At 65.5% G+C, this 26,910-nt stretch carries 19 protein-coding genes; 3 read left to right on the top strand and 16 right to left on the bottom strand.

Annotated elements, in window-relative coordinates; genetic code table 11:
* Nucleotides 1-10: 10 nt before the first annotated feature.
* Together F8O08_RS02590 and F8O08_RS02585 are read right to left on the bottom strand one after the other, a co-directional pair.
* On the bottom strand, nucleotides 11-1,510 hold the full coding sequence (locus tag F8O08_RS02590) for a multicopper oxidase family protein (RefSeq protein ID WP_158038375.1): 1,500 nt from the start codon (nucleotides 1,508-1,510) through the stop codon (nucleotides 11-13).
* 2 nt (nucleotides 1,511-1,512) lie between these two features.
* Complete coding sequence (locus F8O08_RS02585) at nucleotides 1,513-2,889, bottom strand: M16 family metallopeptidase (RefSeq protein ID WP_158042468.1); 1,377 nt, start codon at nucleotides 2,887-2,889, stop codon at nucleotides 1,513-1,515.
* A gap of 86 nt (nucleotides 2,890-2,975) precedes the next feature.
* On the opposite strand from F8O08_RS02585, the gene F8O08_RS02580 reads away from it, so the two are divergent.
* Together F8O08_RS02580 and F8O08_RS02575 are read left to right on the top strand one after the other, a co-directional pair.
* The gene (locus F8O08_RS02580) at nucleotides 2,976-4,145 is read left to right on the top strand and encodes an FAD-dependent oxidoreductase (RefSeq protein WP_225733462.1); all 1,170 of its coding nucleotides are present in this window, start codon (nucleotides 2,976-2,978) and stop codon (nucleotides 4,143-4,145) included.
* An 82-nt stretch (nucleotides 4,146-4,227) separates the two neighbouring features.
* Nucleotides 4,228-4,947 (top strand): TetR/AcrR family transcriptional regulator, encoded by a 720-nt coding sequence (locus F8O08_RS02575; RefSeq protein WP_192496908.1) that lies wholly within the window; start codon nucleotides 4,228-4,230, stop codon nucleotides 4,945-4,947.
* Between the two features lie 9 nt (nucleotides 4,948-4,956).
* Here F8O08_RS02575 and F8O08_RS02570 read toward each other — a convergent pair whose 3' ends face one another.
* From F8O08_RS02570 to truB, 14 genes are all read right to left on the bottom strand, one after another.
* Nucleotides 4,957-5,610 carry a heme oxygenase (biliverdin-producing) gene (locus tag F8O08_RS02570; RefSeq protein ID WP_192497543.1) on the bottom strand — a complete coding sequence of 218 codons (654 nt, stop codon included), beginning with the start codon at nucleotides 5,608-5,610 and terminating at the stop codon, nucleotides 4,957-4,959.
* Between the two features lie 112 nt (nucleotides 5,611-5,722).
* Entirely contained in the window at nucleotides 5,723-7,474 is a 1,752-nt protein-coding gene (locus F8O08_RS02565) for a hypothetical protein (protein WP_158042466.1), read from the bottom strand.
* 130 nt (nucleotides 7,475-7,604) lie between these two features.
* Nucleotides 7,605-10,781 (bottom strand): immunoglobulin domain-containing protein, encoded by a 3,177-nt coding sequence (locus F8O08_RS02560; RefSeq protein WP_192497694.1) that lies wholly within the window; start codon nucleotides 10,779-10,781, stop codon nucleotides 7,605-7,607.
* 42 nt (nucleotides 10,782-10,823) lie between these two features.
* Complete coding sequence (locus tag F8O08_RS02555; RefSeq protein ID WP_158042464.1) at nucleotides 10,824-12,038, bottom strand: hypothetical protein; 1,215 nt, start codon at nucleotides 12,036-12,038, stop codon at nucleotides 10,824-10,826.
* Complete coding sequence (locus F8O08_RS02550) at nucleotides 12,035-12,895, bottom strand: heme ABC transporter ATP-binding protein (protein WP_158038382.1); 861 nt, start codon at nucleotides 12,893-12,895, stop codon at nucleotides 12,035-12,037. The genes F8O08_RS02555 and F8O08_RS02550 overlap by 4 nt, the downstream gene beginning before the upstream one ends.
* Nucleotides 12,892-14,034, bottom strand: coding sequence for a FecCD family ABC transporter permease (locus F8O08_RS02545; protein WP_192497693.1), 1,143 nt, complete (start codon nucleotides 14,032-14,034; stop codon nucleotides 12,892-12,894). Before F8O08_RS02545 ends, F8O08_RS02550 begins: the two co-directional genes overlap by 4 nt.
* Nucleotides 14,034-15,068, bottom strand: a complete 1,035-nt coding sequence (locus tag F8O08_RS02540; protein WP_225733463.1) for a heme/hemin ABC transporter substrate-binding protein — start codon at nucleotides 15,066-15,068, stop codon at nucleotides 14,034-14,036. Before F8O08_RS02540 ends, F8O08_RS02545 begins: the two co-directional genes overlap by 1 nt.
* 1,189 nt (nucleotides 15,069-16,257) lie before the next feature.
* On the bottom strand, nucleotides 16,258-18,477 hold the full coding sequence (locus F8O08_RS02535; RefSeq protein WP_158030927.1) for a polyribonucleotide nucleotidyltransferase: 2,220 nt from the start codon (nucleotides 18,475-18,477) through the stop codon (nucleotides 16,258-16,260).
* Nucleotides 18,478-18,821: 344 nt separating this feature from the next.
* Nucleotides 18,822-21,980 carry a fibronectin type III domain-containing protein gene (locus F8O08_RS02530; RefSeq protein ID WP_192497692.1) on the bottom strand — a complete coding sequence of 1,053 codons (3,159 nt, stop codon included), beginning with the start codon at nucleotides 21,978-21,980 and terminating at the stop codon, nucleotides 18,822-18,824.
* A gap of 384 nt (nucleotides 21,981-22,364) precedes the next feature.
* Nucleotides 22,365-22,634 (bottom strand): 30S ribosomal protein S15, encoded by a 270-nt coding sequence (gene rpsO, locus F8O08_RS02525; RefSeq protein WP_158030926.1) that lies wholly within the window; start codon nucleotides 22,632-22,634, stop codon nucleotides 22,365-22,367.
* 43 nt (nucleotides 22,635-22,677) lie between these two features.
* Entirely contained in the window at nucleotides 22,678-23,727 is a 1,050-nt protein-coding gene (locus F8O08_RS02520; RefSeq protein WP_158042461.1) for a bifunctional riboflavin kinase/FAD synthetase, read from the bottom strand.
* Nucleotides 23,727-24,266: a hypothetical protein gene (locus F8O08_RS02515; RefSeq protein WP_225733177.1), complete on the bottom strand. Its 540-nt coding sequence runs from the start codon at nucleotides 24,264-24,266 to the stop codon at nucleotides 23,727-23,729. Before F8O08_RS02515 ends, F8O08_RS02520 begins: the two co-directional genes overlap by 1 nt.
* Nucleotides 24,267-24,311: 45 nt before the next feature.
* On the bottom strand, nucleotides 24,312-24,713 hold the full coding sequence (locus F8O08_RS02510; RefSeq protein ID WP_158030924.1) for a hypothetical protein: 402 nt from the start codon (nucleotides 24,711-24,713) through the stop codon (nucleotides 24,312-24,314).
* Entirely contained in the window at nucleotides 24,710-25,717 is a 1,008-nt protein-coding gene (truB, locus tag F8O08_RS02505) for a tRNA pseudouridine(55) synthase TruB (RefSeq protein ID WP_158042460.1), read from the bottom strand. Before truB ends, F8O08_RS02510 begins: the two co-directional genes overlap by 4 nt.
* Nucleotides 25,718-25,787: 70 nt before the next feature.
* Between truB and F8O08_RS02500 the strand changes: the two genes are divergently transcribed.
* Nucleotides 25,788-26,906: a ketopantoate reductase family protein gene (locus tag F8O08_RS02500; protein WP_158042459.1), complete on the top strand. Its 1,119-nt coding sequence runs from the start codon at nucleotides 25,788-25,790 to the stop codon at nucleotides 26,904-26,906.
* Nucleotides 26,907-26,910 lie beyond the last annotated feature (4 nt).

Genomic DNA, 26,910 nt, shown 5'->3' with positions numbered 1-26,910 from the left:
CCTCCGCCCATCAGTGCTGGTGAGCGGCGGGCAGGCGCAGTGACACGCCCCCTTCGGTTCCAGGTTCGACGACGACGAACTGTCCCATCATGCCTTCGTCCTCATGCCGCAGCAGGTGGCAGTGATACATGTAGGGAGTCGCCGGGTCGGTGTCGGAGCCGAACTGCACCGCCAGGCGCACTTTGGTGGCGTGCGGCACGAAGACCGTGTCTTTCGGCCCGCGCATCCATTCGGGTGGTTCAGCCCCGTCGATCTCGACGATGCGGAACGAACAGGCGTGGATGTGAAAGTTGTGCGGGTCGACGGTGTTCGCCACCCGCCATTCCTCGAGCGCCGCTGCGGGCACGACTTCGTCGATGCGGTTCATATCCATCGACAGCCCGTTGATGCGGTTGGCATTGTCGAATGAGAAGTCGCGCGCCTTGCTGCCGGCCGCCGGAGTCGCGGCGACTCGGGCACCGGGAAGATCCGCCGCGAGGGGTGGCGAGGGCCGCAGCTGCTCGGCGGCGTCGAGCCGCAGCAGGTTGAACTCGGCGTTGTCGAGCACGTCGTTGGTGCCTTTGGCGCTGCGCAGCATCACCCGTTCGCCGGGCTGCAGCTCGACGACGATCTCGACGCGCTCTGCCGGGCTGAGCAGCACCTGCGTCGCGCTCACCGGGTGCTCGAGCAGTCCGGTGTCTGTGGCGATCACAGAGAAGGGGCGCTGGTCGTCGCATTCGACGTGATAGACGCGTGCGTTCGACCCGTTGACGACGCGCAGGCGCACGAGCGTGGTCGTCGCGGTGAACTGCGGCAGCAGCGTTCCATTGACCAGGATGCTGTCGCCGAGCAGGCCGAACGCGGAGTCGGCGCCGGAGGTCGAGAGATCCCCGTCTCTGGTGAACGAGCGATCCTGCAGAATCACCGGGACGTCGTCGACGCCATAGGTGCTCGGCACGCCGGCCCGGCTCACGGCGGGGTCGTCGATCAGAAAGAGGCCCGCCAGCCCCCGGTACACCTGCTGAGCAGTCTCGCCATGCGGGTGCGGGTGGTACCACAGCGTCGCTGCAGGCTGAGCGATCGTCCAGTCGGGGTGCCATTCGCCGCCTGCGTCGACCATCTGGTGCGGGCCGCCGTCCATCCGAGCCGGCAGCATCATGCCGTGCCAGTGCACGGTCGTCGCCTCGTCGAGGCCGTTGGCGAAGTCGACGGCGACGTGCTCACCCGGCTTCGCCCGCAGCGTCGGCCCCAAGTAGTCGCCGTTGTAGCCAGCCGTCTGCGCGGTCTTTCCCGAGACGAACTCTGTGCTGCCGGGTTGGGCCTGTAGGGCGAATCGACGGATGCCTGCCGCATCGACGGTCGCCGGTGCCTCTGCCGGGATGTGCAGCGCATTGACGAAGGCTTCGGCGTCGGCCGTCGACACGCTCTGCGAGCATCCGGCGAGAGCCGCCCCCGAGGCACTGATGCCCAACGCGCCGACGGCGATCAGACCGGTGCGCTCGAGAAAGCCTCGACGGCTGACTTCGGTCATCGTCAGTGCGCCTGTGCCGCCGAGACCGTCGACTGGAGCTCACTCACCCGCAGCCGATCGGCGTCGATCGGACCGACCGCGGCGATCTGCAGCGGCCCGGCGACGAGTTCCGCGGCGAGATCGCGCACCTGTTCGGCCGTGACGTCGCGAATGCGCGCGATCGTCGCAGGCAGATCCCAGAGCTCGCCGAGCCCGATCTCCGATTTACCCAGGCGCGTCATATGATGCGAGCTGTCTTCGAATCCGAGCGTGATGCCGCCCGAGAGCTGGCCTTTGACCCGCGCGAGCTCCGTCGCGGTCGGCCCCTCCTCGGCGAACCTGGCCACGACATCCTGCATTAGACGTGCGACTTCGGGAGCCGAGTCCGGGCGGGTGCCGGCATACACGCCGAACGAACCGGCGTCGGCGTATGTGCCCGAGAACGAGTAGACCGAGTAGGCGAGTCCGCGCTGCTCGCGCACCTCCTGAAAGAGGCGCGAGCTCATGCCGCCGCCGAGCACGCCGTTGAGCACGCTGAGCGTGAACCGGCGCTCGTCCCACCCGGGGATGCCGCGTGTGCCCATGATCAGATTGACCTGCTCGGCGTCGCGCTGACGCACCTCGAAGCTCGGCTCGACGAGTGCCGGCAGCGCGCCGCGGGTGCGCCTCGGGTGCAGCGCACCGTGTGTGGAGGCGCCCATGCCTCCGGCTGCGAGCGCCTCGCCGAGTCGGGCGAGCAGATCATCGTGGTCGATGGCCCCGGCTGCGGTGACGACGATGTCTTCAGGACGATAGTTCGCACGGTAGTGCGCCCAGACGGCATCACGACCGACGGCGTTGATCGACTCGGGTGTGCCGCCGATCGGGCGCCCCAGACTCTCGCCGCGGTACACCAGCGACGAGAAGAGCTCGTGTGCGACGTCGGTGGGGTCGTCTTCGCTCATCGCGAGCTCTTCGAGAATGACCTTGCGTTCGCGTTCGAACTCGTCACGGTCGATGACAGAGCTGATCACCATGTCGGTGAGCACGTCGACGGCCACACCGAGGTCGGCGTCGCGCACCTTGGCGTAATAGCAGGTGTGCTCTTTGCCGGTCAGCGCGTTCGACTCGCCGCCGATCTCGTCGAATGCCACGGCGATGTCCATCGCCGTTCGCGTGGGCGTGCCTTTGAACAGCAGATGCTCGAGAAAATGCGTCGAGCCGAACTGGCCTTCGTGCTCGTCACGTGAGCCGACTGGAACCCAGATTCCCAAAGTCACCGAGTGCGCACCGGGCATGTTCTCGGTGAGCACGCGCACACCATTGGGCAGCACCGTTCGGCGAACGGTCGCGCCACCGTCGAGTTCGAACGAGGAGTCGTCCACGTCAAGTGGAAGAGGGAAAGGAGAGGTAGTAGCCATCTGGCTGAGTCTAGTTGGTCGTCCGGTCTCCCGGCTCGACGATCCGGCTCGGAATGAAACCGCAGCCTTCGTCGCTGAGATGAACTGTGTCCGACTTCGCCTCCTCCGCACCGCCGACGCCCCTGCCCTCGCGCGCGCCGGTCGTGATCATCGGGGCCGGTCAGGCCGGGCTCTCGACCGCCTACTGGCTGCTGCGCCGTGGGCTGCGCCCGAACGTCGACATGGTGATCGTCGATCGTGATGCGGATGCCGGCGGGGCTTGGCAGCACCGCTGGCCGGCCATGCGCCTCGGCGACGCACATCGGGTGCACGATCTGCCGGGCATGCATGACCTCGGGCTGAGCTTCGAGACCGCCGATCATCATCGCCCCGCATATGAGATCGTCGTCGAGTACTACAGCGCCTACGAAGCACACTTCGGCCTGCAGGTGCATCACGGGCACGGGGTCGACCACGTCGTGCGCCCGTCCCCTGCCGAAGGGTTCGAGACCGATCGCTTCGAGGTCGTCGGCACGAGCGCGACGGGAGCGTTCAGCATCCGCGCGCAGGTCGTCGTGAACGCGACGGGCACGTGGGGTGCGCCGTTTCTGCCGTGGTATCCGGGGCAGAACGTCTTCGCCGGGCGACAGCTGCACACCCAGGGCTACCGCTCAGCCGAGGAGTTTCGCGGCCAGCGAGTCGGCGTCGTCGGCGGGGGCACCTCGGCGATCGAGCATCTCGCCGAACTCGACGGCGTCGCCGCCCAGACGCACTGGTTCACCAGACGCCCGGTTCGCATCGTGCCCACGCGAGGTCTCACCGACCAGGCCGGCCGAGCATCCGTCGCCGCCGCCGATGCGGCCGCACGCGCCGGCCGAGCGCTGCCCAGCATCGTGAGCACGACCGATGTGCCGATCACGCCGTATATGAGCGACCTGCACGAGAGGGGCGGGCTGCGTCGACAGCCGATGTTCCGCAGGCTCGACGAGCAGGGCGCGGTACTGGCCGACGGCACGCACGTCGACCTGGACGCCATCATCTGGGACACCGGGTTTCGCGCCGATCTCAGACACCTCGCGGGTCTGGGGCTGCGCGAGGAGGCCGGCGGCATCCGCGTGATCGACGGCGTCGCACAGCGTGACCCAGCCTTGATTCTGGCGGGGTACGGCCCGCAGGCCAGTACCATCACGGCGGAGCGAGCGGGGCGGCTCAACGCGCGATCGACGCTGGACGCGCTGGATGCGCTGGATGCGCTGGGCGGCATCCCCCGCAGCTGAGGCAGCCACGAGGCTGACCGCGCACGCGTCTGGAAAAGTCAGTCCTTTACAATGGGGGCAGCTCGAATCCGGAAGGCATGAGATGACACCTCGCACCTATCGACGGGTCGAAACGCACAGCGCCCGCCCCACCGCCGCTGCCTCACACCGCAGCGTCCAAGCCGCTCGAACGCGTGCCGAGCTGCTGCACGCCGCTGCCACTGTCATCGGAGAACGCGGCTACGAGGCAACGTCTCTGGCCGACATCACGGCAGTGCTGCACAAGCCGAAGACCGCACTGCGCTATCACTTCGACACGAAGGCAGACATCGCGACCGCACTGCTCGAGACCGAGTTCGAGCGCTGGGAGACGATGCACGAGCTCGTCGATGACACGAACCGCACCGGACTCGCCGGTCTCATCACGATGATGCGCACTTTTCTCGCAGACCACGGCACCGGCCCGTATCAGCGGGCCGCCATCTCACTGCTGCTCGACGCGCCGGTGCTCGATGTGACGCTGCCCACTCCGCCGTTCAGCGCGCGACAGCTCGTGGCCGAGTATCTGATCGAGGCCCTCGAAGACCGCGAGATCGACAGTGCGATCGAGGTGCAGACGGCGAGCGAAGGCATCGTCGACGCCACGCTCGGTGTCGTGCTGCGCTACCGGCTCGAGCCGATGGTCGACCTCGAAGACAAGGCCGAATCGATCTGGAGCTGGTCGCTCATGGGATTGGGCGTCAAGCGCCCGCACGCGCTGCTCGAGAAGTATCGAGCCATCGCGCTGCCGCCGCACGACATCGAGACGAAGCGTCTGCTGTGACCGCAGCGGTCAGCGTGTGCGAGCGAGCTCGTCGAACAGATCTGCGTTCAGCTGGTATGCACGCTTCGACTCTGCGATGAGCTGGTCGATCTGGGCGGCGTCAAGACCGAGATGGTCGATGTGCTCACGGTAGGCCCGTTTGTAGCCCACCAGTTTGTCGATCTGGTCGAAGCGGTAGAACGTGAGCTGGTCTTCGGTGGCGCCGTAGTGCCGCGAGATCATCGTGGCGATGACCTGCCCGCCTGAGAGATCGCCGAGGTAGCGGGTGTAGTGCTGGGCGAGGTAGGAGACCATGTCTTCGTCTGCCGCAACGGTGCGCAGATGTTCGACGTATCGCCGAGTGGCCGCGAGCGCGGGATGCTCAGCGCGCCAGTCCTGAACGCCCAGCTCTGTGAGATCGTGCCTGGCTGCCGCGAATCTGGCCAGACGGGGATCGTGCAGAAACTCAGGTTCCTCGGGCCTCGGCGGACGGTTCTCCAGCGCCTCGTAGACGTAGGCGATCTGAGCCAGATACCTCGTGTAGTCGGCGAGGGTGAGACGACCTTCGATCAGGTCGGCGATGAAGGTCTTCGTCTCGGCTGCGGAATGCTCGGCGACGGTCGCCTCACGCAGTCGCGCTGAAGGAGTCGCAGCCGCCGGTCGTTCCCTGCTCGTCGCTGTCATGGTCATGGCACCTCGTCTGTCTCTTTGTGTGGTGTGGCTGCTCGCACCGCGAGCGCCTGCCCGCTCTGCTGAGCAACGTTCGTGTGTGTGTTCTACCTTAGTCGCAATGCGGTCATCTTCCATTACCGCGTCTGACCATCAGCAGACTGGTTCCGCCGGCGACCACGATCACTCCCCCTGCGATGATGAGCAGTGTGGTCCACAGCGAGTCGTTGCTGCGCCGCTCTGAGGCAGCAGGCGGCTCTTCTGCTTCGGCACGCCGCGACGATGACTCAGCAGCTGTTCCGCTCTGTGTCGTGTGCACGGCGATCGTCCTGCCGGTGTCGCCGAAGAAGACGAAGTACCGCTCTCCATCGTCGCCCTGCTGCAGCACGGACGAGTCGATGGCCAGGCGAACCTGCCCGTCGGTGACAGTGAACGCCCCCACATACTGGGCATCCGGATACGCCATGACGGTTCCCCCGGTGGCATCCGCGTCGTCCTCTGGCCAGGCGAAGCCGATGTCGAGCCGATCGCCCCAGGCGAACGACTCCGCGAGCCCGGCGTCAGTGCCTTCGATCTGCTGCACTCGGCCGTCCTCAATCGCCGCTCTGAGGTCGTCGATCGTCTTCAGCTCCGTCGGCGTCGCCGCCTGCGGCGCGTCTGCCATCGGTGCCGCGGCGGCAGCCGAAGACTCGGTTCGCCGAGGCGTCGTCGCGGGCTGGCGCTGTGCGTCAGCGGTCTGTGCTGGTGCCTGCCGTGCGGCGGCGTTCCCGCCCTCGCTGCCTCCGGTCACGCTGTTCACCGTCACCTGCTGAGTGACTGGGGCGTTGCCATAGCGAACCGTGACCGGGGCTGCCACCTTGTTCGGGTCTGCCGCGCCGTTCGATGAGTACCAGTACGCACCCTGACCGGTGGCCTGCTGAAAGCTCACGAAGTCCTGAGGGAACGAGCCCTGGGGATTGCCCGCCTCGTTCAGCACCGCGCCGGAGTCGTCCTTCACGCTGATGCCTTCGTAGTCTGGGAGGATGTCGAATCCCTTGGCTTCTTGATCAGTCGTGTCTGCCCGGCGCAACGCCCCCTCAGCGAGCGCTGCTCGGCCTTTCGCCTTGTCGAACGTGGCCAAGGTGATCTCTCTCGGCTCGACGGGGCCCCATTGCGTCATGTCCTCCATCGACGACGAGAACCCGCTTCCGGTTGCAGTGATCTTCGCGCTGCCGTCGGCGTTGACGGTGAGTTTGGGATTCTCTGCGTACCAGAAGGTCAGCCCGTTGTAGTAGGCGACGGTCCACGCGCCCTGCCATTGAATCGTTCCTGCGCCAGTGCGCCAGTCGACGCTGCCAGTACCGCCCGAGATGTCGATGCGGTTGTGGCTATAGTCTCCGTCGTCCTTGTGTACGCCGGAGACGAGCTTCGCGCCTTTCACAGACTGACAGCGATTGGCGAACGTCGAGTCGACGCGTGTGGTGCGATCCTCCGACGGTCGGGTCACACGCACATTGCCGACGTCGTTCTGGCGAGCCGCAGTGTAGGCGGCCTCATCGATCTGCTGACTGCCGCGTCCGGGATCGGGCACCTTTCCTGCAACGAGGAAGTTGCAGCTGCCAGGCATGAACGCACCGTTGCCGGACTCATTGTTCATCTCCCATGCGAAGCTCGCATCCTTGATCTCGACCAGATTGCTCGCGGGGGTCGCCGCCGTCACCGCAGCCTGGGCAAACGCGCCGCCGCCGACTCCGACAGCCAGCAGCGCCAGCACGGCGGCGACACGACGCCCACGGCGCCCGGTGCCCATGGTCGGCCGCGCTCCCGCGCCGCGTCTGTGACGTCTGAGACCGCTCGTCTCTGACTTCTTACCCGTCGACTCAATCATCTGCCTGCCCATCAGCCGTTCTGCTCCTTCGAAAGCGCGACCAGTGCCGCCCCCTCGGCCACCAGGAGCGGGGTGCGATCCGCAGCGCAGATCACACCCCGCCTCGTTCATCTGTCCGGTCTCAGATCAGAGACCGCTGCGATCAGCGCTCAGACGCCTGATCGTCACGACGGCGAGCCCGTGTCAGCAGCAGGCCACCGGCCAGCAGCGCGGCCGCCAGTGCGATCCCGGCGATTCCCTGACCGGTTCGTGCCAGCTGCTGCTGGTCCGAGGTCTGGGCATTCGTCTGGGCACCGGTCTGCTGACCGTTCTCGGCTGACTGCTTGCCGCTCGTCCCGTCGGCTGCCGGCTCTGACGGTGCCGGGGTCTCGTCGCTCTTCTTGGCCTCGACTGTGAGTGTGACCGGATCGGACGACACTGTGCCGCTGTCGTTTGTCGCGACGAGGCGATAGCTCTCGCCGTTCTGGCTGAGAGTCACCGATTTGAGCGTCAGGCTCGATTCGGTGGCTCCCTCGACATCGGTCCAGGTCTGGCCGTCAGTCGAACGCTGCCACTGCAGCTTCGGTGCCGGGGCCCCGGTGAGCTCGGCGCTGAAGGTGGCATCCTGCCCCTCGGCGGCCTTCTGGTCGGTCGGCTGCGTCTGCACCGAGGGCTTCTCGGGGTAGAGCGCATCGAACTGCGCCGTCGTGATGCTGACCGGAGTCTCGGCCAGTACCAGAGGCTGGTTCGGTGCCTGCGGCAGACCGTGAGCGTTCCAGACGATGACCTTGTACGACTGGTCACGCGACAGCCTGGCCTTGCCCTGGTCGTCCTTCGTCGTCACCTGCAGTGTCGTCGCGAACGTGCCGTCGGTCAGAGCGCCGGGGCCGTACTTGGTCACGTACTGCACGCCGAGGGTGCCGTCAGTCGCGGTGATCGCGCTCAGGTCGACGTCTGCAGGAACCAGCGCAGCGTAGACGCCTGCAGAGTCCTTCCATGCCTGGCTGCCATCACTCCAGTACTGAGGAAGATCGGTCGGGACGAAGCCGGTGCCGTCGACCTTGACCTCCAGCATGTTCTGCGCCGGCGCGGTCGAGACGCTGCCGGTCACGCTGGCGGCGAGCTTCGGGGTCGCGATGACGGGGTCAGAGGCGGCGGATGCTGCCGACGCACCGATTGCATTCTTCGCCGTGACCGTTGCGGTGTATGCCACTCCGGGAGCGACAAGGCCGTCGAACACACTGCTCGTGGCATCAGCGGCTGCGGTGACCGTCTTCGGGCTGCCGCCGTCGGACGGCGTCAGCGTGACCGCATAGCCGGTGACGGCCGAGTTGTTCTCAGCGGGCTTCTGCCAGGTGACCTCGATGACCGAGGTCTTCGACTTCGTCACAGCTGGCTTGGCGACAGCTGCGGGCACGTCGTTGACGAGGAGCTTCGCCGGGTCAGTGGCCACGCCTTCAGCGCTGGCCAGATTCGTGAAGACCGCCCGGTACTCTGTGTCGTTCTGCGCGATGGTCGCCGCATCGATCTTCAGATGAGTGGTGACCGACGGACGCTGCGACGTCGTGGTGACCGAAGTCTCCGGAACGTCGGTCCAGTCGGCGTCGCCCGTCTTGCTCTGCCACTTCGCCGCAGGCAGGGGCAGCCCGGTAGCCGTCGCCGCGAAGGTCACTGACTGTCCGGCTCGCGTGGACACGGCCTCTGGCTGTCCGGTGATCTGCACGGGCTCAGGGAACACTTGATCCCACTGGTCTTCGGTCATCGAGATGTTCTGACGAGCGATCACGGCGTTACCGGTGGGCATGCCGTGTGCCCGCCAGACCACGACCTGGTAGGTGTGAGTCCGATCCAGTTTGGCGGCGGGAGCTTTCAGCTGGGTTGTGAACGCCCCGTCGACAATGTCTTTCTGCATGATCCATTTCGCCTCGCCGATGAACCCGTTGTTCTGGTCCATCGTCGCCAGGTCAGTGGTCGAATCGATCACGGCGGCATAGACGCCGTTGTTCAGGAAGGCACCGACTGACGAGTCAGGCAGATTCGTGTAGTTCGTGCCTGCGACGGTGATTCCGAGCCCAGTCGTATCGGTTGAGTCGACCGTGACAGTGGTGACCGGCGTGGCCGCCTGACGCACCGTGAGTGTTGCCGCAGTGCTCGTCGCTGTTCCGATCGCGTTGGTCACGACGGCACGGTACTGCGTTCCAGTGGCCGAGAGCTTGGCGGCCTTGACCGTCAGCGTCGTGGCCGTGGCACCGGGGACGTCGACCCAGTCAGCGTTGACGGCCTTGGACTGCCACTGCACGGTCGGCTGCGGAGTGCCCGCGGCTGCAACGGTGAACGTCGCATCGCCGCCCTCGGTCACGGTCGCGTCGGCGGGCTGCGCGGTGATCGTCGGGGCAACGCCCTTGGACTGCGCGGTGTAGCCGATGCTCACTGGCGTCGCGGGCTTGTTCGGGTCAGCGCTGCCGCCTGACGAATACCAGTAGGAGCTCTGCCCCGTGAGCTTCTGGAAGTCGACGAAGCTCTGCGGGAACGATCCTTGGGGATTGCCGGTGGGATTGAGCACCTGCCCTTCGGCATCTTTGACCTGCACGCCTTGGTACTGCGGCGTGATCGGCTTGCCGTCATTCGTCGTCACCCCCTTGTCGGTGACCTTCACCGCGCCTGCGGCAAAGTCGGCAAGGGTGATCTGCTGGGCCGGAATGCTCGTCCACTGGCTCATGTCCTCCATCGACGATCCGAACCCGCTGGCTGTGGCCGTGATCTTTGCGCTGCCGTCGCTGTTGACGGTCAGGTGTGGGTCACTTGCATACCAGAACGTGAGGCCGCTGTAGTAGACGACCGTCCACGACCCCTTCCAGCTGATGTCTGCGGTGTTCTTGACCGAGTCGATCTCGCCAGCGCCCTTGCCGATCTGCACCTCGTTCAGGCTGAAGTCGTTCACATCCTTGTGCGCACCAGGTGCGACCTTGTTGCCCTTGACCGAGAGGCAGCTGTTCTCCCACGTCGCCGCAGTCAGATTTCCCTGCAGATCAGGCTTCAGCACGCTGGCGTTTCCGGCGTCGGTCGCTGCTTCATAGCCGGCCTTGGTGAGCTGGATGTTCCCCTGCCCCGGGTCTGGGATCTTGCCCTTGACCAGATAGTTGCAGCTGCCGGGCATGAACCCGCCGTTGCCTGACTCATGGTTCATCCCCCATGCGAACGTCGCATCGGACACGGTCTTGGAGTCATCCGCCGCCGAGGCGAACGTGGTGCCGGCGATGGTGCCGCCGACGGCGAGAACGGCCGCAAGGCCGACTGCCAACGGGCCACGCACACGGCGCGGTCGTCCTGTTCTGTACATGTGTGCTCTCTTTTCTCTATGGGTGCTCGGGATCATGGCTGTTCAGGCCTCTTTCGACTGCAGGTTTCGCCGTCTGCGCAGAATCACGAGGATCAAGACGACGATCGCCAGCACTGCGACGGCACCGACGGCGAGCGCGGCGGCGACCAGCGCCCCGTTCGAACCGCTCTGGTCGGCGGACGCCTCGGTCGTGGCCGTCTGACCTGATGCGTCGAAGGTCGTCCATCCGGTCACATCGCCCTGTGCGTTGACGGCGACGAGATGATGCTCTCCGTCAGTGATGTCGTCGGGCAGTCGCACGTCGAACTCTCCGGCGGAGTTCGGCTTGGACCATCCCGTGAACTGGGGGTCGGACATCACGAAGAATCCCGTCCACGATGCAGGGTCGGCCGCAGCATCGGTGACTTTCAGCTGTGAGTCACCGACGGTGACCTGAAGACTGCCCCGTTTGTCATCGGTCAGAGCCGCGAGATCTGGGCTTCCAGGCACGGTTGCCGGCCGAGCATCGGCCGCGTCAGGTGCTGCCACACCGGCTGCGCCGCCCGAGGTCTGCTGCTCGAGCGCCTTGCCCTGCGCCGAGGTCTGGCCGGTCGTCCCAGCCTGTGCGTCGACCTTCGTTCCTGAATCGGAGATATGCCGGAAGTTGATGGGAGTGAACGACTCGTTCGACGGCTCTTTGACGCCGTGGGCCCCGACGGTCATGATGCCGCACTGCGTCTCCAGACAGTTCACACTGCCTTTGTTGCCGTCACGGTCGCTGTACTCGAACGTGGGGCCAGGAACCATGAGCTTCGCATGCCACGTGCCATCGGCGTTCAGCAGGCCACCGTTGGCCGCGTACTGCGTCTCACTGCCGGGAAAGCTCACGAAGAGCATGTAGCCGGTCGGGTTGGACTCGTCGTCGTAGACGTACTTGCGGTCGAGGCCGTCGACTCCGCCGCTGCTGGGCTTCCAGTTCTGCCCGGCCCAGCCGAAGAGCACGTAGATTCCGCCGAATCCGTTCTTCTTCGACACGAAGCCGCTGCCTGACACGTCGAGCGTCGTCAGATACTGATTGTCTGCGACGTTGACCAGATCGGGTCGCCCCTCGACCGTGGCGACGACGGTCGGACCGGCTGCCTGGGCGGGCTCTGCCGTCGACTGTGCCGCTGCGGTGCCCGCCGCGATCAGACCGACGACGGCAAGAGCGAGACCTCGCAGGATGCGGCCGGCATGACGCTGTCGATGTCGTGTCGCTGGACGCGCTGAGTTCTTCACGCTGATTCCTCTCGTGTGTGTTCGGATGCTTCTCTCCCGCGGCTGGGCAGCACCAGCGGCTGACCCGTGCGAGGATGCTCGATCACGTCGACCGGGTACCGGTAGACACGACTGATGCGTTCGGCCGTGAGCACTTCGCTCGGGCTTCCCACTGCCGTCACCGTGCCGTGCTCGAGCAGCGCGATCCGATCGGCATAGGCGGCGGCGAGGTTCAGATCGTGCAGCACGATGACGACGGCGTCACCCGCTTGTGCGCGCTCGCGTGCGATGCCGAGCACTTCTTCTTGATGACGGATGTCGAGCGCCGCGGTGGGCTCGTCGAGCAGCAGCACCCCGGTACGCTGCGCCAGCACTCGTGCGAGTGAGACCCGTGCGCTCTCCCCTCCCGAAAGCGAGGGAAAGGCCCGTGCGCCGAAGGCCGACGTCTCAGTGCGCTCCATCGCCTCGGCGACGGCGGCTTCGTCTTCGACCTCGCGAGGCGTGCGCTGCCACGGTGCACGCCCCATTTCGATGACCTCCAGCACGGTGAACGGGAACGCCAGCGAGTTGTGCTGGGTGAGCACGGCTCGCGCGCGGGCCTGTTCGCTGAGCGACCACTCGCTGATGCTGCGTCCGTCGAGGCGCACCACTCCGGTCGACGGGATGTCGCCGCTCAGCGCTCCGAGCAGCGTGGACTTGCCTGCGCCGTTGGGGCCGACCAGCGCGAGCACCTCGCCGGCGCGCACCACCGCATCCACATGATCGAGAATGGTGCGACCGCCCAACTCGACCGAGAGATCGCAGGCTTCGAGAGCGGTCTCCCCGATCGGCGTGCGCTTCGGCAGAGCGATCATCCGAGCACTCATCAGACCGCTCATCCCCACCCTCCTGACGTGCGCCGCGTACGCCGCAGCAGCCAGAAGAAGAACGGACCGCCCACCAGTGAGGTGAGCATGCCGATGGGCAGATCCGCATACGTCACCGCAGTACGCGCGACCAGATCTGCGACTTCGAGCAGCAGCGCGCCACCGAGGATGCTGGTGATCAGCAGCGGGCGGTGCGCCGGCCCCAACAGCATGCGCATGAGATGCGGGATGACCAGCCCGACGAATGCGATGATGCCTGCGAACGAGACTGCGGCAGCGGTCAGAACGGCGACGACCACGATGCCGATCACGCGCAGCGCCTCGACGTTCACACCGAGGTGTCGTGCCGAACGCTCGCCGAGCGAGAGCAGATCGAGTCGACGGGTGAAGAGAAACGTGCAGGCGATGCCGATCACGACCAGCGGAGCCACTGCCGCCACCTGCACCCACCGGCTGCCGTTCAGGCTGCCCAGCTGCCAGAACACGATCTGCTCGCGCGCAGACTGGTCGCTGACGAACGTCAGAAAGGCGAGTGCGGCCCCAGCGAACGCGTTGACTGCGACGCCGGTCAAAATCAGGGTGACCACCTCGGTGCGGCCGCCCGATCGAGAGAAGGCGTACACGATCAGCGTCGTCGCCAGACCGGACACGAACGCCATGACCGGAACGGTCCACTCGCCCAGCAGAGCGATGTTGAACACGATGGCTGTGCATGCGCCGACCGCAGCACCGCTCGAGACCCCGACGACGCCCGGGTCTGCCAGCGGGTTGCCGAAGATCGCCTGCATGATGAGACCGGCGACGGCGAGCGCGGCGCCCACGAGCAGCGCCATCACGACACGCGGCAGGCGGATGCTCCACAGTGCGGCTGCGGCATTGGGATGCGTCGTGCCGTGCCCGATGTCGATGCCAACACCCTGCAGCAGAATCTGGATGACCTCTCCTGCCGGGATATGCAGCTGCCCGGAGCCGACGGAGATGACGCCGAAGACAGCGAGCAGGGCGCTCAGCACCACGATGGCGACGGTGGTGCGAGCCTTGTGCGGCAACGTGGCTGCAAGTGGTTCGGCGGTCAGCCCAGAGTGGGCCGACAGCTCTGCCCGTGACGTCTGTTCGAGCTTCGCACTGGGCGCAGAAGGTGAGGCTTTCATCAGCCGTCCCTACGGCTTGAACCGTCTGAAGCCCCCGCAGCCGGGCTGGCATCCGGTGCGTACACCGCGCGGGCCAAGGCGTCGAGAACGTCTGCGGTGCGCGGCCCGTAGCTCATGATCTCGGTGTCGGACATGTCGACGACCCTGCGGTTCTGGCCTGCCGGAGTGTTGGCCACCGCAGGCACGCGCTCCAACAGTCCGTCGACGCCCCCGACCGATTCCAGGCCTTTGGTCATCATGAGGATGAGGTCGGGCTTCATCTGGACCAGCGCCTCGGCGTTGATCGGCTTCATGCCCTTCCAGCCGACCTCGCGCGCGACGTCAACCCCGCCGAGAGCGTCGATGAGCGAGTCGACGCCGGATCCTTCGCCGAACATGTAGTAGATGCCGGCGTTCCCGCGCACATACAGAAAGACCATGCGCACACGGTCGGCCTCGTTCTGCGGGCGAATCGCAGCGACCTCCTGCGTCTTCGCAGCGATCTCGGCAGACAGGCGATCTGAGAGACGGTGCCCGGTCTCGGGCACGCCCAACGCAGAGGCCACCTGCATCACGATCTCGCTGACGTTGCCCATGTTGCGCTCGGAGTCGACGAAGACGACGGGGATGCCGGCGTCTTTCATCTGCATGAGGGTGTCCCACGGCCCGAGCGTGGTGTCGGTGACGATCACGGTGGGAGCGAGATCGAGGATGGCCTCGCCGTTGAGCTCGTGGCCGTTCTGCGTCACCAGCGGAAGATCTGCGGCTTCGGGGAATCCCGTCGAGACGTCTCTGCCCACGACCCTGTCGCCGAGGCCAAGGCCGAAGACCGTCGCCGCCAGCGACCCATAGAGGTCGAGTGCCAGAATGCGGCTCGTGTCTGTGACCGTGACGGATGCGCCCTGTGTGTCGGTCACGGTCGCCGGCAGCTGCTGCTGCGGGTCGTTCTCGATCGGGGTGATCGAAGTCTGAGCCGTTGTGGCGGTGGACTCGCCGAAGTGGTTACGCGGATTGCTGAGGGTGTCGAGTGAGGAAAGCGGCTGAAGGTTAGCCACACCAGCCTTCTGCTCACCGGTCGTCGCCTTACTCCCGACAGAGCATCCCGACAGAGCCAGCGCGAGAGCAACGACCGTTGCCCCTATCACGCGCGTGAATGGCCTGACAGCAGCTGTGCCGTGACGTCGAGATCCGGCCTTCACAGGCGGATTCTCACGCTGTTCTTGAGGGCACATCGCTGTCTCTCTCTCCGGTCCGGCACTCGTCGGGCGCGCACGACGATCCAGAGAATCACCAAGTCGGGGGCCCACAACCAATCTAAGGCTTACCTCAGATGCACCTTTGGAGTTTAGGCAACGATCGTATTGTTCGTCAACCGTCGTGTGGTCTGACGTGTGTCGCCGTGCGAGTCGCTGTGGCTATGCGAGTAGCTGTGCGGGTGGCCGTCTGAGCCGCTGGCGATCGCGTGTTCCCAGGCTCTGTGTCGCTTCTGCCCAAGTGCGCGATCTGCACGCCGCACGCCCCCAGCCGCTGGCGAACAGTGGGCGTCTCGCAGACGATCAGAGACCTGAGGTACCGCCCCCCCAACTTGCATCCGCGTCCGTATCCCTGTCCATGTCCGTGTCCGTGTCCGCGCCCAGAGGCACCGCCCCAACCACGACCCTCCGCATCCACAGGCCGCCCCCGCTCTGCCCTCGTCCTACACCACCCGCATCCACACATGCCAAATGCAGCCCAGGCAGTTCGAGGCATGCCAAGTTCCATGTCTCGATCAGTTGGGGGCGGCAATTCCCATGTCTCGATCAGTTGCGGGCAGCAATTCCCATGCCTCGAACGGATGCGGGCAGCAATTCCCATGCCTCGAACGGAGAGAGACCGCGTTCTCAGGGCCGACGCCTGGACATTCAGGCAGAAACTGCTCGGTGACGGCTGCGCTTGGCTACGGCTGCGCTGGACTACGGCTGCATTCGTCGACGGTGGCACCGGCGGCACCGGCGACAGTTGCCGCTCGACCCCACGGCACCCTGCAGAGACGCAAAAGAGCCCCACCAGACAATGTCTGGTGGGGCTCCGAGTCGTACTCGACACATCTTTGCCGCAACCGCTCGCCGCAACCACTTGCGGTAGCGAGCCGTTATCCCCCTACAGGAACGACAACGTCAGCGGTCAAGCGTTGAACAACAACGTCAGCGGTCAAGAGGTCAACAACAACGTCAGCAGTCGAGAATTCAACGACTGCGACTGCTCCTACTCAGCGTCGGCCGCAGCATCCTCTTCGACCACAGGGATCAGCGACAGCTTGCCGCGATCGTCGACCTTCGAGATCTCGACCTGAACCTTCTGGCCGACCTGCACCACGTCGCCGACCTGGTTGACGCGCTTGCCGTCGTTGAGCTTGCGCAGCTCAGAGATGTGCAGCAGTCCGTCGCGGCCGGGCATCAGCGAGATGAACGCGCCGAAGTCGGCGAGTTTCACAACGGTGCCCAGGTAGCGCTCCCCCACCTCAGGGATGGTCGGGTTCGCGATCGCGTTGACCGCGGCACGAGCGGCGTCAGCTGAAGGTCCGTCAGCGCTGGCGATGTAGACCGTGCCGTCGTCTTCAATCGAGATGTCAGCGCCGGTGTCTTCCTGGATCTGGTTGATGATCTTGCCCTTCGGGCCGATGACCTCACCGATCTTGGCGACGGGAACCTGCACAGTGATGATGCGCGGCGCGGTCGGAGCCAGTTCGTCCGGCTCAGAGATCGCCGAGTTCAGCACCTTGAGAATCGTCAGACGAGCCTCTTTGGCCTGCGTCAGCGCACCGGCGAGCACCGAGGCGGGAATGCCGTCGAGCTTCGTGTCGAGCTGAATCGCGGTGATGAAGTCAGCGGTGCCGGCGACCTTGAAGTCCATGTCACCGAGCGCGTCTTCGGCACCCAGGATGTCGGTGAGCACGGCGTACTCGGTGTGGCCGTTCTCTTCGTGGCTGATCAGCCCCGAGGCAATGCCTGCGACCGGGGCGCGCAGCGGCACACCGGCGTTCTGCAGAGCCAGCGTCGACGCGCAGACCGAGCCCATCGAGGTCGAGCCGTTCGACCCGAGCGCCTCAGAAACCTCGCGAATCGCGTAGGGGAACTCCTCGACACTGGGCAGCACGGGCACCAGAGCGCGCTCGGCGAGCATGCCGTGGCCGATCTCGCGGCGCTTCGGGCTGCCGACACGACCGGTCTCACCAGTCGAGTAGGGCGGGAAGTTGTAGTGGTGCATGTAGCGCTTGTGCGTGACGGGCGACAGCGAGTCGATCTGCTGCTCCATCTTGAGCGTGTTCAGCGTGGTCACACCCAAGATCTGAGTCTCGCCGCGCTGGAACAGCGCCGAGCCGTGCACGCGAGGCAGCACGGCCACCTCGGCGTCGAGCGCGCGGATGTCGCGCAGCCCGCGTCCGTCGATGCGCACGCCCTCGTTGATGATGCGCCCGCGCACGATCTTCTTGGTCACGGCCTTGTACGCCGCACCGATCTGCTCGTATTCGGCCTCGTCGACCTCAGGAGCCAGACGCTCTTTGATGCTTGCCTTCAGCGCGTCGTCAGCATCCTGACGCTCGAGCTTGTCGGCGATCTGGTAGATCTTGGCGAGCTCGTCGTGAGCCAGCTTCTCGACCTTCTCATACAGGCTTGCGCTGTAGGGCGGGAAGAGCGTGAACTCGGCGACGGGCTTGGCGGCCTGACGCGCGAGCTCCTCCTGAGCCTCGACCAGCTGGCGAATGAACGGCTTCGCGGCCTCGAGCCCCTGGGCGACGACCTCTTCGGTCGGCTTCTGCGCGCCGGCCTCGATGAGATCCCACGAGTTCTCGCCTGCCTCGGCCTCGACCATCATGATGGCGACGTCTTCGCTGCCGTCTTCGGTCACGACCTTGCGACCGGCGACAGCCATGTCGAACACGGCCTGGTCAAGCTGTGACTGCTTCGGGAATGCGACCCACTGGCCGTCGATCAATGCGATGCGAACGCCACCGATCGGGCCTGAGAAGGGCAGTCCGCCGATCTGGGTGGATGCGCTGGCCGCGTTGATCGCGAGCGTGTCGTAGCGCTCGTCGGGGGCGATGGTCAGCACGGTGATGACGACCTGCACCTCGTTGCGCAGACCCTCGGCGAACGAGGGGCGCAGCGGGCGGTCGCACAGACGGGCGACGAGGATGGCGTCGGTCGTGGGGCGACCCTCACGACGGAAGAACGAGCCGGGGATGCGCCCGGCGGCATACATGCGCTCTTCCACGTCGACCGTCAGCGGGAAGAAGTCGAAGCCCTCTTTCGGCTTCTTCGACACGGCGGTCGTCGACAGCAGCGTGGTCTCGTCGTCGAACGTGACGAGCACGGCGCCGGCGGCCTGCTGGGCGAGACGACCCGTCTCGAAACGGATGGTGCGCTTGCCGAACTTGCCGTTGTCGATGACGGTCTCGGCGTACGTGATTTCTGGACCCTCCAAGGGGTACTCCTTTACCTGATACGTGCAGGCAGGCAGGACTGGCACGAGCAACGTATGGTGCTGATCAACAGTAGAAAACCTCGGACGGACGTTCCGAAACTCACCACCGAAGATCAGCGCCTGAACGGCTCACCTGCACGGTTTTGATTTGTGAGTGGCTCTCAACGAGCCATTCTGCATTCTAGCAGAGAGACGCTGGGAAGGCTCTGTGCTCTGATACCGCTCAGAGGTGTCTGCCGCAGCAGCCTTCATCGTTGCACTGGGCTGGTCTCGTCGCACGAAAGAAGGTCTCGACCTCTCGGGAGAGGTCGAGACCTTCTGAAGTCACGCGGCCGGTGACCGCGTCACTCGCTGCGTCGCCGTGAACGAGACCAGATGACCGTGGCGAGGCCAGCGGCCAGCAAGGCGAGGCCAGCTCCGATCGAGCCTACTTCTGGTCCTGTTCGAGCAAGCTGATGCTCGTTCGGGGCCGAGTCGCCGTCGGATGCTCCGTCATTCTGGTCAGGAGCAACCGGCTGGGCTGGGGCAGTCGGGGCACTCGGCGTGGGCGTCGGGGCGGGAGTCGGCGCCTCATCGTCTCCGAAGCCGTACCAATCGTCATGCGCGGTGACGTCCTGTCCCTCGGACTGACCCGTGACCGTCGCCGTGTTCTTGTAATCACCAGCAGCAACCGGACCATCAGCCGTGAACGTCACCGACGCACCAGCAGCCAAAGTCCCATCGAAACCAGCCGGAGCCGCCACCCCGGTCAACTTGTCATCCGAGACCGAGACACCGGTCACAGCCGAATTACCACTGTTGGTGACGGTGTACTCGAATTTCACCGACGAGCCAGCAGGCACATGCACCGCACGATCAGCACTGTCATTCGCCACACCATTGCCAGACTTCACAACAGTCAGACCAGTCGTCGTGCCGAACCCGAACCACTCATCCGAAGACTGCAGATCCTGTCCCTCGGACTGACCCGTGACCGTCGCCGTGTTCTTGTAATCACCAGCAGCAACCGGACCATCAGCCGTGAACGTCACCGACGCACCAGCAGCCAACGTCCCATCGAAACCAGCCGGAGCCGCCACCCCGGTCAACTTGTCATCCGAGACCGAGACACCGGTCACAGCCGAATTACCACTGTTGGTGACGGTGTACTCGAATTTCACCGACGAGCCAGCAGGCACATGCACCGCACGATCAGCACTGTCATTCGCCACACCATTGCCAGACTTCACAACAGTCAGACCAGTCGTCGTGCCGAACCCGAACCACTCATCCGAAGACTGCAGATCCTTCCCCTCAGACTGACCCGTGACCGTCGCCGTGTTCTTGTAATCACCAGCAGCAACCGGACCATCAGCCGTGAACGTCACCGACGCACCAGCAGCCAACGTCCCGTCAAAACCAGCCGGGCTCTCGACCTGGCCAAGCCGATCATCATTGAGCACGACGCCTTCAGCAGGAACGTTCCCCGTATTCGTGACGGTGTAGTTGAACTTCACGTCGGAGGCGGCAGGAACTCTCACCGCTTTGTCCGCGGTTTCCGCTCGCGCACCGTTGCCAGTCTTGACAACCGTCAGACCGGTCTTCGTACCGAATCCGTACCAATCGTCATGCGCGGTGACGTCCTGTCCCGCCGACCTAGCCGTAGCGGTCGCCGTGTTCTTGTAATCGCCAGCAGCAACCGGACCATCAGCCGTGAACGTCACCGACGCACCAGCAGCCAACGTCCCATCGAAACCAGCCGGGCTCTCGACCGGACCAAGCCGATCATCATTGAGCACGACGCCTTCAGCAGGAACGTTCCCCGTATTCGTGACGGTGTACTTGAACGTGACATCAGACTCAGCGGGAACCCGAACAGCATCATCAGCACTCTCGTTGGACACCCCATTGCCGGTCTTCACCACGGTGAGGCCGGTCTCCACGGGGAACGGGTCGACGTTTGCAACCATTGTGTCTCCGTTGCCAGCCTCGTTCCAGGCCGAAACCCTGAACTGATAACTCTTCGACGGATCGAGTCCGGTGACCGTCGAAGAGTTCACAGTGTCGACCGGGGTATTGACCACTGCCCAGGTGACACCGTTGTCGGTCGACTGTTCGACGACGTAGTCCTTCAGCGGCGACTGTGCGACTGCGGTGACGCCAGTCGCCAATGCGTCCCAATCGAGCTTCACCGACGTGTTCGTCTGATCTGCGTACTGGGCTTTCAGCCCGGTGATGGGGTCAGGCGTTCGTGCGAAGATCTCCACCCGTGCGCTCGAAGTCCCTTCTGCGACGGTGAGATACATGAAGCCGCGGGAATCGAACGCGATGCCACGCACTGTGCTGAGCTGGCCGTCGGCGTTGCCCTGCCCGAAGGCCGAGAATCTTCCTGCGAACGTGCCACCAGAGGTGAAGACCGAAATCTGTCCGGATCGTTGCCCGACGTAGATGTCTCCGGAGCTCGGCTCGACCTGGATGGCGAAGGTCGCGTTAGTCTGATTGTCGCCGGTTGCGAGGTTGCCCAAGCCGATGGTGTCGATCACCTCGCACCGATCTCGGAGCGAGCCGGTCGGGTTGCCGACAGACTCAGTGGCGCACTTCGTCGGGTCGATCCGCTGGATAAAGCTCTGATTGCCGGCTCCCGGGTCGACATAGCCGACCAGCAGCGTGCCATCCTTCGGGTCAACCGCAATCGAGTACGGCGAACGGTAGCCGGCGTCAGCAGGATACAGCGTTGCAGCAGCCTGGTTGAGGTAGATATTGCGCACGAAGGTGCCATCTGCGTGATACTGCTTCAACAGTTCAGGAGTCTGACTCGTGACGATCATGTCGCCGTTCAGCATGCGTGCAATACCGACTGGGTAGTCGAACGACTGCGGGTCGTTGCGATTCGCCCAGTTATTGCCGGTGGGCCAGGTGGTCTTGCCGATCGCGCCAGCCTCGGTTCCGTCGGGGTTGACCATGCGGAGGGCGTGATTGGCGTGGTTCAGCCAGGCGTACCCGGCATCGGAGTCAAGCGTCCAGGCGACGCCGTCGTTGCTGACGGCCACACCACGCACTCCGCCGAACTGACCGCTTGGCATGTCGTTGCCGTCGAGAACCTGCGCGTCGGCGAGCGCGGCATAGTTCGCGCCGAGACCCGCGTTGATGCCATTGGCAGCGGCGCTGTAGGTTCCGTCGCCCTGATACTGCCCGATGCCCCAGTCAGGGTCAGTCGCGAGCGCATAACGATGAAGTTTGGAGTCGCCGACATAGCAGGCGTTTGAAGACTTCATGGTGCCTCCGTACCACACGCGACAGAGAAAACTGCTCGACGTCCACACGATCTTCGCGCTGTCGGTGACCCACAGCGACCCGTCTTTCGGGCTCAATGCGAGCCCATAGTTGTACACCGAGCCGGTGTCGGCCGAACGCGTCTCCACGTCGCCGGCGTAGCCCCAAAGGCCAGACCCGCGGGCCTTCCCGTCGGTCTGCGCAACGCTGGTCACGCCTTCGGGAGTCGACGAGACATCGACTCTTCCCACTTCCGCCTGCGCCGCCGCTGGCTGCACCAGAGCCATTCCTGATATAGCGATGGCACCGCTTAACAGCACCGCGCCAACTCGTCGCACACGCTTTGAGAGCGTCCTCTGCCATGAGAACTTCATGATTTCTTCCCCTAAACACAGCTGAAATGCACTTCGAATCGTGCACGCATGTTTCAACGCTATCAGAGGGACGCGACGGTCGACACCGTCATCTTCTCAGCTCTCGCCTCACCGACACTGACTCCTGACGCCGAGCATTCAACAGATGCCGACTCAGACGCACCGAGACGACGAAAGCCCCGGGCGAACCGGAGGGTTCGTCCGAGGCTTTCGAGCCGAATCGCAGGGCTGCTGCGTACCTCGGCAGAAGTCAGCTGGGTCTCAGCGGCGCAGGCCGAGGCGCTCGATCAGCTTGCGGTAACGATCGATGTCGACCTTCTGCAGGTAGCCGAGCATGCGACGGCGCTGGCCGACGAGCAGCAGCAGGCCACGACGTGAGTGATGGTCGTGCTTGTGCTCTTTCAGGTGCTCGGTGAGGTCGGTGATGCGACGGCTCAGCAGCGCAACCTGCACCTCGGGTGAGCCGGTGTCACCCTCGTGCGTCGCGTACTCGCTGATGATCTGCTGCTTGACATCAAGTGCCAGTGCCATGGTGATTCCTCTCACTCGCTGCGCGGTGCCGCTGAGGGAATTCTCAGTGGCGCTCTGGTTCCGCGGCCGATATACGGCGAACACTCGACTGTAGCACAGCCCGCGTCTCGTCGCAGTCCCGATGCATCTGCTCGATCAGCGGTTCGAGGCCCGTGAACGCGACCATACCGCGCAGCCGAGCCACGAAGACCACGCGAGCCCAGCGTCCGTAAAGATCGAAGTCGCCCACATGATCGTCGTCACGATCGATGACATGCGCCTCGACGGTTCGCGGCACGTCGTCGAAGGTCGGGTTCGTGCCCACCGAGACGGCCGCCGGGTACCGATGTACCTCACCCGTGTCTGCGCCGTCCGGCCCGCCGGCCGAGACGTCCAGCCAGCCTGCGTACACCCCGTCAGCGGGAACGAACCCCTCGACGCCACGCTGCTCGTGGGTGGCGGGGTCCTCCCCCGGCCCCAAGTTCGCCGTCGGGAACCCGAGCTCGCGACCGCGCTTCGCCCCGTGCACCACGAAACCGCCGACACTGGGCGACCGCCCGAGCACAGCGGCCGCCGTGTCGACGTCGCCCGCGCTCAGCGCCGCACGCACGCTCGACGACGAGAACTTCGGCTCGCCCGGCTGCGGGCGCAGCACGTCGGCGGCGATCACGTCGAATCCCAGGCGCACGCCTGCCTCGCGCAGCGTGTCGACATTGCCTGCGCCGAAGTGTCCGAAGCGAAAGTCCTCACCCACCAGCACCAGCTTGGCCTCGAGCCGCTCGACGATCACCTGCTGAATGAACTCCTCCGGCGTCAGCGACGCGAACGCACGGTCGAATGTCATGATGGCGAGCGCGTCAACACCGGTCTCGGCGATCAGCTGTGCCTGTCGGCGTTCGTCGGCCAGAGGCTGCGGGCATTTGTCCGGTGCGATCACGGCGAGCGGATGCCGATCGAACGTCGCGACGATAGAGGCCAGGCCGCGCTGTCGGGCCAGTTCGGTCAGCTGCGCGATGATCGCCTGATGACCACGATGCAGACCGTTGAACTTGCCGATCGTGACGGCGCTGGGCCCGAGATCCGACGCCTCTCGGTCGAGGTGCAGAACGCGCATCAGCCGTTGTGCTCTGTGTCGGTCTTCGCCGCAGTGTCGGCAGAGCCGGCGACGCTCTGCGTACCCGGGCGGTGTCTGGCCAGCCACCAGAGGCCCAGCAGCGGCAGCACCAGCGGGATGAACCCGTAGCCCATGCCGAACCACGACCAGACCGTGCTCTCGATGCGTCCGTTCGGAGCATCAGGAGAGATGAACAGCTGCGGTGCCCAGGTCGTCAGCGCACCCACGACGAGCACGCCGACCAGCTCGAAGCCGATGGTGAGCAGCGCGATGCGGTGCCAGCCCGGCCGGTGATGGCGAGCCAGCGCGACGGTGGCCAGGATGTACACGAGGGCGGCGACTGCGCTCAGCGAGTACGCAAGCGGAGCGTGATTGAACTTCGTGAGAATCTGCACCAGTGACCGTGCGGTGGCCGCGAGCGCGAGAATCGCGTAGACCACGACCAGCAGTCGGCCGGCTCCGCTCAGCCGTGGCGATTCGTCGGCGTCGCTGCGCGCGTCTTCGCCGCTCAACGGGGTGTGTGGGGTGAAAGCAGTCATCGGTCACTCATTCTAGTCAGCGTTCGAGGTGTCGCAGCAGCCGCTTCAGCCGACGCCGAGCGCCGTGGGCGCCAGGCCGGTCGCGCCCTGCAGAAACCAGATCTGGTCCATACGCCAGATCATCACCGCGATGGTGAGGGCCGCGATCGCGAGCACGACGTTCGACCACTTGGTGCGCTCGATGAGCCCCCAGAACACCGCGGCCGGCGGAATGATCAGCGCAGTCACCAGGTAGCCGACGAACTCGACTCCGCTGCCGGTCGGGCCGGGTCCCGTGTTCCACACCACGACCGTGACGACGATCTGTGCCACCAACAGCAGCTCGACCAGTGCGAGGCACCCGAGCGTCAGGTCGCTGGGAGCTCGCCCGACGAGCCCGAGCACGAGGCACAGAACGCCGACCCCGCAGCTCACGATGATCTGGGTCCACGTGAACCAGTCGGTCAATGGTCTCGGCTTTCTTTCTGGACGTCTTCGCGCTTCGCGCGCTCTGTGGCCTGCGGTACGACGAGCACCGCCCGCGCCCGACCCCCGCGATTCTCCAGGATGCCGCGCAGCCCGCCGACGTCGTCGAGGGCTGCGGTGAGCACCTTGGCGGTCGACGGATGCCGTGCCGCGCTGGCAGTGACCTGCTGCGGCGCCCCGGTCGGCTCGACACTCGGTGCCAGTCGTTTGCCGTGGCCGAGGTCGACGGCCTCCTGACTGGTCAGCAACCGGGTCGGGAAGACCGCGCTCGCCGCCTGGCCGAGCGTGAGCGTGGGCGGCGTCTCGACCTGCTCGATCGGCACCTCACGGCCGGGCAGAACCGCGGCATCCGCCACATCGAACGGCCCCACGCGCACACGCCGCAACGCGGTCAGGTGCCCGCCCACGCCCAGCGCACGACCGAGGTCGCGGGCGAGCGCACGAATGTACGTGCCCGAGCTGCAGTGCACCCGCGCATCGACGTCGACGAATCCCTCTTCGCCGCGGCGCACGTCGGTCACGGCGAACTCGTGGATCGTGACCGGCCGAGGTTCGAGTTCGACGCCCTCGCCTGCTCGCACCCGTGCATACGAACGCACGCCGTTCACCTTGATCGCACTGACCGACGAGGGCACCTGGTCGATGGCGCCGCTCAGCTGCGTCGCAACGATCTCGCGAATGCCGCTCTCGGTCACCGTGCGCAGCATCGCGGCGTCGGCCTGCTCGGTGATGTCGCCCTCGGCGTCATCGGTGACGGTCGCCTGGCCGAGTCGAATGGTCGCCTCGTAAACCTTGTCGAGCCCGACCAGATAGGTGAGCAGCTTCGTGCCGCGGTCGACGCCCAGTATCAGCAGCCCGGTGGCCATCGGATCGAGTGTGCCCGCGTGCCCCACGCGTCGCGTGGCGAAGATGCGCCGGCCTCGGGCGACCACGTCGTGGCTGGTCCAGCCCTGCGGCTTGTCGACGAGAACGATGGCATCGGGCATGGTCTCCAGTCTGCCACAGGGTTTCACCCGGCTTTCGCATACAGCGGTCTCTGCGCCGTAGAATCGCCCCATGAACGACGAGGTCACCCCCGCACAGACGCACGCTCCCCATCGCTCCAGCGACACCTCACCCGGCTCGGAGTCCTCTCCCGGTTCGGCTTCACCGGCACGCATCGCGGTCATCGGCTGCGGATCGATCGGGGGTGCGATGGCTGCGGCTCTCGATCGGGCAGGCTTCCAGGTCACCGTGACCGCTCGCGGTGCGCACCTGGCGGCGATTCAGCGCGACGGGCTGCGAATGACCGGAGCGTTCGGCGAACATGTGGCGCACGTGCAGGCGGTGCCGGTGCTCGATGCGGCTCCCGATCTCGCCATCCTCACCACGAAGGCGCAGGATGCGGCAGCGGCGTTGGCTGACAACGCCGCGTGGCTGCGCGGTGTGACGCTGCTGGTGGTGCAGAACGGAGTCGAGGGCCCCACCACCGCCCACGAGGCGGTCGACGGGGCGAGCGTGCTGAGCGGCACCTCGTCGATCGGTGCCAATGTGCCTCGCCCGGGCGTCGTCGACGTCACCACCCCGGGCCCGACAGTGGTGTGCCCCGGCCCCGGCAGCGATCTGACCGAGGCTCGACGGGTCGTCTCGCTGCTGCAGTCGGCGCTGCCCGCGCGTGCCGTCGAGAACACCGACGGCGTGCTCTGGACGAAACTGGTCGTCAACCAGGTCAACGCACTGCCTGCGATCACTGGGCTGAGCATTCAGCAGACGATCGCCGACGACCGACTGCGCCGGGTGCTCGTCGCCTCGATGCGCGAGGCCGTGCGGATCGCGCACGACTCAGGCATTCGCTTCGGCGGCGCGCAGGGGCTCGACGACAGCATGCTGACCGTGCTGGCCGAGGCACCGGCGGTCACGGCCGAATTCGTTCCGCTGCTGCTGGCTCAGCGCATGGGCGACGTGCCGAACACCGGCTCGACGCTGCAGTCAGTCGTCAGCGGCCGCCCCACCGAGATCGATCACCTGCACGGAGCGGTGGTGCGCGCAGCCGAGCAGATCGGCCGACGTGCGCCCGTCAACGCGCTGTTGGTGCGGCTCGTGCACGAAGTCGAGAACGCCGCCCGGAGCGTTGACGGCAGGCCGGCGTTCCGCACGATCGACCAAGTCTGGGCCGAGGTCGAAGACCTGCTCTGACCGA

It is taken from the genome of Pseudoclavibacter sp. CFCC 13611 (assembly GCF_008831225.1).
GTDB lineage: Bacteria > Actinomycetota > Actinomycetes > Actinomycetales > Microbacteriaceae > Pseudoclavibacter_A.
Note: the sequence above shows the minus strand (reverse complement) of the source record. Positions and strands in the feature narration are given on the sequence as shown.